The following is an 8,304-nucleotide window of genomic DNA, read 5'->3' as shown; positions in this document are numbered from 1 at the left end:
GCCCTGAGCTTGCTTGAGGGCCCGCCCCGTGGCCCAGAACATCCTGATCGTCGACGACGAGTCTTCCCTCTGCTGGGTGTTGGGCCAGTTCTTCTCCGGGGCCGGCTACCGCGTGGACTCGGCGGGCGCGCTGGATGAAGCGTTGGACTTGATGACGACGGGCCGCTACGACCTGGTCATCAGCGACCTGCGCTTGAGCGGAACGCTCTCCGAAGAAGGGCTGATGCTGGCGGACTTCGTGCGCCGCTTCACCCCCCAGACGCGGGTGGTGCTGCTGACGGCGTTCGCCACCCAGGAGCTCACCGACCGCGCGCAGGTGCTGGGCGTGGACCTGGTGCTCTCCAAGCCGCAGCCGCTGCCCGCGCTGGCCGAGCACGTCTCACGCCTGCTCGCCGCCACCGCGGTGTAGTTCGCGCCCTGCCGCCGCGCGCGAGTCCACCCGGGCTCCAAATCAGCAATCCCTGACTTTCGTTCGCCGTGGCCGCGAAGCGCCCCACCGCGCGCGTTTCCAGATTCCAGAAACCAGATCCAGGCTTCGGACAACCACCACGCTGTTGCGTTCCAAGCTGGCTTCAAACGCAGACAACTCGGCTGAGATTTCACTTTTTCACGTTGGCACCCCGGTTGCTCTGGCACCTCGGCGTGACTGAGCGAGCCCCGTCCCCCAGCGAGCCTTCTCCCCGGCGGCAGGTATTTGTCAGGGACTTCACGCCCCACGGCGATTCCCCGGCTTTTGCCGCACGTCTGCCCTGGGCACTTGCCCTCCTGGTGGCGGTATCGGCGGCCCAGGCAACGGCGGCCCCCGTCCTGCGCCACACCGCGAATCAGCGCGGCGACATCCTCATGGTTGGCAACACGCTGGCCCAGGACTGCTCCAACGACGTCCCCAGCCCCATGGTGGGCACCGTGGGGAGCTGCGGGTCGAACACGTCGGACGACTCCGTGGACGTGTATTGGACCATTCAGACGGGCACGGCCTTCGCACACACGTCCGTGTCGGCCACCCAGGCCCGGACGCGGGCCGCGCTGCAGGTGCCCGCGGGCGCCGTCGTGACGTATGCGCGCCTGTACTGGGCGGCGCACCTGTCCACCACCACGTCGAACCGGACGCCGGACACCACCGCGGAGTTCAGCCGGCCGGGCGTGTTCTCACAGTTGCTGACGGCCGACGTCACGCACAACTACTCCCCGAATGGCCGGTACATCTACGAGTCCTCCGCGGACGTCACCAGCCTGGTCGCCGCCCATGGCACGGGCGTCTTCGAGGTGAGTGACGTGGATGCGGCCCCCATCAGCAGCCTCAACAGCACGGACCCGTTCAGCGCCTGGGCGCTGGTCGTCTTCTACCGGCACCCGGCCTCGCCCATCCGCAACCTGACGCTCTTCGATGGCATGGACTACGTCAGCAACGGCAATCCCCAGACGGTGACGCTGTCTGGCTTCAACGTCCCGCCGTCGGGCTTCGACGCCAAGCTGGGCGTGCTGGCCTTCGAAGGTGACGCCACGCGCACCGGCGACCAGTTCCGCGTCAACGGCGTGGCCATCTCCGATGGCAGCAACCCCTCGAACAACTTCTTCAATAGCACGCGCTCGGAGCTGGGCAGCTCGGCCACCCATGCCAATGACCTGCCCCGGCTGACGGGCGCGCAGGGGAGCATGTCCGGCGTGGACCTGGACATCGTGGACATCACCGACCGTGTCTCGGGCGGCGCCACCTCCATGACGGTGACCGCGACGTCCTCCGGTGACTCCTACATCCTGGGCGCCTTCGCGACGTCCATCGCCACGCTCCGGCCGGACTTCACCAACACGTACAAGACGGCGTCGCCCGTGAATCCCCGCGCGGACGGCTCGCTGCGCGGCGGCGACGTCATTGAATACACCATCGTCACCACCAACACCGGTGACGACGTCAGCATCGAGACCGTCCTTACCGACCCGCTCCCCTCCCAGCTCACCTACGTGCCGAACTCGCTGGAGGTGGTCTCCGGCCCCAACGCGGGCGCGGTGACGGATGCTTCGGGAGACGACGTGGGCGAGGTCAGCGCCGCGGGCGTCATCACCGTGCGCCTGGGCACCGGCGCGACGGCCACCCTGGGCGGCAGCCTGGCGCTGAACCAGAGCACGAGCATCCGCTTCCGCGCCGTGGTGAACGCGGATGCCTCCGGTGTCGTCGCCAATCAGGCCACCATCACCGCGGAGGGTGAGCGCGGCGCGCCCGCCAGCTCCGCGACCAGCTCCCCTTCCCCCAACACCACCGGTCCGACGACCATCGTCGTGTCCGTTCCGGACGCGCCCGAGGTGACGGCCCCGGCGCCCGGCAGCACCGTGGTGACGAACGCGCCCGTCTTCACCGGCACGGCCGAACCCGGCAGCACCGTGAGCGTGGTGATTGATGGCGTCGAGGTCTGCAGCGCCACGGCGCACGCGACCACCGGCGCCTGGTCCTGTACCAGCGCGACGCTTCCGGAGGGCACGCACACCGCCACCGTCACGGCCAGTGACCCGGCCGGCAACGTCGGCCCGCCCACGCAGGTGAGCTTCACCGTCGACACCGTCGCCCCGGACACGAGCATCCTCACCGGGCCCACCGGGGCGGTGGCCTCCACCAACGCGAGCTTCACCTTCGCGTCCAACGAGAGCCCCGTCACCTACGATTGCAGCCTGGACGGCGCGGCCTTCGCGTCCTGCGCTTCGCCGGCTGTCTATGCGTCCCTGGCGCAGGGCAACCACACGTTGGCGGTGCGCGCTCGGGACGTGGGTGGCAACGTGGACCCGACGCCCGCGACCCGCGCGTGGACGGTGGACACCGTGGCGCCAGACACCACCATCGTCAGCGGCCCGTCCGGCCTGACGAACTCCGCCAGCGCCACGTTCGACTTCGGCTCCAACGAGAGTGGCGTGACGTACCAGTGTGCGCTGGATGGCGCGGCCTTCACTGCCTGCTCGGATCCGCGGACATTCACGGGCCTGTCCCAGGGCAGCCACACCCTCCTGGTGCGCGCGGTGGACGCGGCGGGCAACATCGACGCCACGCCCGCCAGCCGGACCTGGACGGTGGACACGTCCGCTCCCGACACCAGCATCGTCAGCGGTCCTTCGGGGACGACGAGCTCCGCCAACGCCGCGTTCACCTTCACCGCCACGGAGAGCCCCGCCACCTTCGAGTGCAGCCTGGACGGCGCGACCTTCGCCGCCTGCGCCTCGCCCACGTCCTTCACCGGCCTGGCCGAGGGCACTCACTCCTTCGCGGTGCGCGCCCGCGACACCGCCGGCAACGTGGACCCGACGCCCGCCACCCGCTCGTGGACCGTGGACACGGTGGCGCCGGACACCACCCTGCTCACGGGACCGTCCGGCATGACGACCTCCAGCAGCGCGGCGTTCACCTTCGACGCCACGGAGAGCCCCGCCACCTTCGAGTGCAGCCTGGACGGCGCGCCGTTCACCGCCTGCACCTCGCCCACGTCCTTCACCGGCCTGGCCGAGGGCACTCACACCTTCGCGGTGCGCGCCCGTGACGCCGCGGGCAACGTCGACGCCACGCCCGCCACCCGCGCGTGGACGGTGGACACGGTGGCGCCGGAGACGACCTTCGCCAGCACGCCGCCACTGCTGTCCAGCTCCGCGGACGCGACGTTCGACTTCAGCGCCAACGAGAGCGACGCGACGTATGAATGCCGGCTGGACGGGGCGGTGCTGTTCACGCCCTGCACCGACCCGATGACCTTCCCGGCGCTGGCGCAGGGCAACCACACGCTGGAGGTCCGCGCCGTGGACGCGGCTGGAAACACGGACCCGACGCCGGCCGTCTACTCGTGGACCATCGACAGCATCGCGCCGGACACCACCCTCTCCGGTGGCCCCTCGGGCGCGACGACGGACACCGAGGCGACGTTCAGCTTCACCTCCAGCGAGACGCCGGCCACCTTCGAGTGCTCGCTTGACGGTGGGCCCTTCACCGCCTGCACCAGCCCCGTGACGATGACGGGCCTTGCGGACGGCGCGCACACCTTCGCGGTGCGCGCGGTGGATGCGGCGGGCAACGTAGACCCCACGCCCGCCACTCGCACCTGGACGGTGGACACCACCGCGCCGGACGCGCCCGCCATCGACGTGCCGGCCAACGGCGTCTCGGTGCCCACGCAGCAGCCTGTCATCTCCGGTACGGCGCAGCCGGGCACCCTGGTGACGGTGACGGTGGATGGCGACGTGCTGGGCACCGCCCCCGTGGATGCGAATGGCGACTGGACCTTCACGCCGCCCGTGATGCTGGACCAGGGGCCGCACACCGTCACGGCGACGGCCACGGACGCCGCGGGCAACGTGAGCGACCCGATCGCCCCCACCTCCTTCACCGTGGACACGGTGGCTCCGGACGCTCCGGAAATCACCATGCCCGGCAACGGCGCCACCCTTGCCATCGCGACGCCTGTCTTCGAGGGCACCGCGGAGCCTTACGCGCAGGTGACGGTGGTGGTGGACGGTGACGTGGTGGGCACGGTGACGGCGGATGGCGACGGAAACTGGAGCATCGCCAGCCCGGAGGCCCTCGACGAGGGGCCGCACACCGTGGAAGCCACCGCGACGGACGCGGCGGGCAACACCAGCGAGGAGACGTCACATGACTTCTCCATCGACCTGTCCACGCCGGAGACCTTCATCGACTCCGCCCCGGCGGCCTTCACCCGCGAGACGTCCGCGACCTTCACGCTCCGCACGGAGAACGGCGGCGTCAGCTTCGAGTGCAGCCTGGACGGCGCGGCGTTCACGTCCTGCGTCAGCCCCGCGGTGTTCAGCGGCCTGGCGGAAGGCCCCCATGCGCTGGCGGTGCGGGCCGTGAATGCCCTGGGCACCGTCGACCCGACCCCCGCGACCCATGCATGGACGGTGGACCTGGTGCCGCCGTCGGCGCCGGCCATCGTCTCGCCGGCCAGCGGCGCCGAGGTGGGCACCGCGACGCCGACCCTCACCGGCACGGGTGACGCGGGCAGCTCCGTCTACCTGGAGGTGGGCAGCGCCACGTATGGCCCCATCCCGGTGGATGCGAACGGCGAATGGACCTTCACGCTTCCGGATGCGCAGCCGGAAGGCCCGGTCACCGTCATCGCCACCGGCGTGGACGCGGCGGGGAACGCCTCCAGCCCGGTGTCCCACGGCTTCGTCATCGACCAGACGGCGCCGGAGACGTTCATCGACGCCGCTCCGGCGGCGCTCACGCGCGAGACGTCGGCCCCCTTCGAGCTGCGCTCCGAAGGGGGCGGCGTGGGCTTCCAGTGCAGCCTGGACGGCGCGTCGTTCGCGCCCTGTGCCTCGCCGGTGACGTACACCGGCCTGGCGGATGGCGAGCACCTGTTCCTCGTGCGCGCGGTGGACGCCGTGGGCAACGTGGACCCGACGCCGGCCGAGCACGCGTGGACCGTGGACACGGAGGCGCCGGACACCGTCATCGTGTCCGGTCCCACCTCGCCGACGAACGCGACGTCCGCGACGTTCGAGCTCGCGGCCAACGAGGCGGGCTCCACCTTCGAGTGCAGCGTGGATGGCGCGACGTACGCCGCCTGCGCCAGCCCGGTGACGTTCCAGGGCTTCGCCGAGGGCGAGCACACCCTGTGGGTCCGCGCGGTGGACGGCGCGGGCAACGTGGATGCCTCGCCTGCCACCTACACCTGGACGGTGGACCTGACGCCGCCGGCCGCGCCGGTCATCGTGTCGCCCACCTCTGGCGCGGTGCTCGATGATGGCACCGTGACGCTCACCGGCACCGCGCAGGGAGCGGTGTCCGTCCACGTGACGCTGGGCGGAACCACCTACGGCCCCATCGCCGTGGACGGCTCCGGCAACTGGAGCTTCACGCCGCCGGTGTCGCTGGGTGATGACACGTACACGGCCGTCGTCACGGCGACCGACTCCGCGGGCAACGAGAGCGCCCCGGCGAGCGTCACCTTCACGGTGGACACCTCGGCGCCGGACACTGCCATCGACAGTGGCCCGGAGGCGCTGACGAACGAGACCTTCGCGTCCTTCGTCTTCTCTTCGAACGAGTCCCCGGTGACGTACGAGTGCAGCCTGGACGGCGCGGCCTTCACGGCGTGCACGGCGCAGGCGCAGTTCGGTCCGCTGGCGGATGGCAGCCACACCCTGGCGGTGCGCGCGGTGGACGCCGCGGGCAACGTGGACGGGACGCCGGCCACGCACACCTGGGAGGTGGACACCGAAGCGCCGGCAGTGGCCATCACCTTCCCCGCCAGCGGCGAGGTGCTCGACACCGCGACGGTGACGTACACGGGCACCGCGGAGCCGCACAGCACGGTGGTGGTCGTGGTCGACGGAAACACCGTCGGCACGGTGGAGGCGGATGCCTCGGGCCAGTGGACGCTCCCAGTCGATACGACGCTGGCGGAGGGGCCGCACACCGTCTCCGTCACCGCGACGGACGAGGCCGGCAACAGCAGCGACGCGGTGACGCACACGTTCACCGTGGACGCCGAGCCGCCCGAGACGACCTTCACCCAGACGCCGCCTGCGCTGAGCGCCTCCGACATGGCCACCTTCGGGTTCGCGTCGGATGAGGCTCCCGTCACCTACGCGTGCAGCCTGGACGGCGCGCCCTTCTCGGCCTGCGACAACCCGGCCGAGCTGACGGGCCTGACGGACGGCGAGCACGTCCTGGAGGTCCGCGCCCGCGACACCGATGGCAACGTGGACCCGACGCCGGCCAGCTACACCTGGACGGTGGACACCACGGCGCCGGAGACGGTCATCACCGCCGGCCCGCCGCTGACGGAGGCCCCGGCCGTGGCCACGTTCGACTTCGACGCCTCGGAGCCGAACGTCACCTACGAGTGCAGCCTGGACGGCGCGGCCTATGCGCCGTGCACGGACCCAGCCACGTTCAACGACCTGGCGCTGGGCTCGCACACGCTCCACGTGCGCGCCGTGGACGCGGTGGGCAACGTGGACGCCACGCCGGCCACCTACACCTGGGTGGTCACCGCCGACGCGGACAACGACGGCCTCACGGACGCGGAGGAGCTCGCGCTGGGCACCGACCCGAACAACCCCGACACGGACGGTGACGGCCTGCCGGACGGCATCGAGGTGCAGGTCGCCGGGACGGACCCGCTCGACGACGACACGGACGACGACGGCCTCCTGGACGGCAACGAGGACGCCAACCACGACGGCATCGTCGACGAGGGTGAGACGGACCCGAAGAACGGGGACACCGACGGCGACCTGCTGTCGGACGGCCTGGAGCGGGGCCTCACCGAGCCCCAGGGCACGGGCACGGACATGACGCGCTTCGTGGCGGACGCGGACCCGGCGACGGTGACGGACCCGCTCAACCCGGACACGGACGGTGGCAGCGTGCGTGACGGCATCGAGGACGTCAACCACAACGGCCGGGTGGACCCGGACGAGACGGATCCGCTGCTGGCCGCGGACGACATCGACGCCGACCTCGACGGCATCGACGATGCGACCGAAATCGCGCTGGGGCTCGATCCCCACAACGCGGACAGTGACTCCGACGGCGTTCCGGACGGCATCGACGGCATCACCGACACGGATGATGACGGCCTCATCGACGCGTTGGATCCGGACAGCGACAACGACGGCATCCTGGACGGCACGGAGCTGGGCGTGACGCTGGAGAGCGCTCCGGCGGACACGGACCGCGACTCGCCCCACTTCCTTCCGGACGCGGACCCGGCCACCACCACCGACCCGAAGAACCCGGACACGGACGATGACGGCCTGATGGACGGCGAGGAGGACGCCAACCACGACGGCCGCGTCGACGCCACGGAGACCGACCCCAACAACGCGGACACGGATGACGACGGCCTGAGCGACGGTGTGGAGGTGCAGGGCACCAACCCCACCGACCCGCTCGACCCGGACACGGACGGTGACGGCCTGAACGACGGGGTGGAGGACGCCAACCACAACGGCGCGCTCGACAACGGCGAGACGGACCCGAACAACGCCGACACGGATGGCGGCGGCGCCAGCGATGGTGAGGAAGTCTCCGGCGGGACCCACCCGCTGGACGCCAACGACGACTTCACCATCGCGGGCCACGGCTGCAGCACCGGCGGCGCGGGCACCTTCGCTCCGCTGGCGCTGTGGCTGCTCGCCCTGCCCCTGCTGCGCCGCCTGCGCCGCACGGGAAGCCGCTCCGTCCGGGCCGCCTGACTCAGCACCGCCGCTCTGTCACGACGCCGGCGGATGTTCCTGCTCATCGTTTCTTGAGTCGGTCATCCGCCGGTGACAACCTTCGCGGCTCCTCGACGGGGC

Annotated in this window: 2 protein-coding genes; both read left to right on the top strand. The window is 71.0% G+C overall.

What is annotated here, in order from left to right; genetic code table 11:
• Window positions 1–28 precede the first annotated feature (28 nt).
• The gene (locus G4D87_RS01220; RefSeq protein WP_240357923.1) at window positions 29–409 is read left to right on the top strand and encodes a response regulator; all 381 of its coding nucleotides are present in this window, start codon (window positions 29–31) and stop codon (window positions 407–409) included.
• A gap of 359 nt (window positions 410–768) precedes the next feature.
• Window positions 769–8,202 (top strand): Ig-like domain-containing protein, encoded by a 7,434-nt coding sequence (locus tag G4D87_RS01215; RefSeq protein WP_240357922.1) that lies wholly within the window; start codon window positions 769–771, stop codon window positions 8,200–8,202.
• Window positions 8,203–8,304: the final 102 nt, after the last annotated feature.

Source organism: Myxococcus vastator, assembly GCF_010894475.1.
GTDB lineage: Bacteria > Myxococcota > Myxococcia > Myxococcales > Myxococcaceae > Myxococcus > Myxococcus vastator.
Note: the sequence above shows the minus strand (reverse complement) of the source record. Positions and strands in the feature narration are given on the sequence as shown.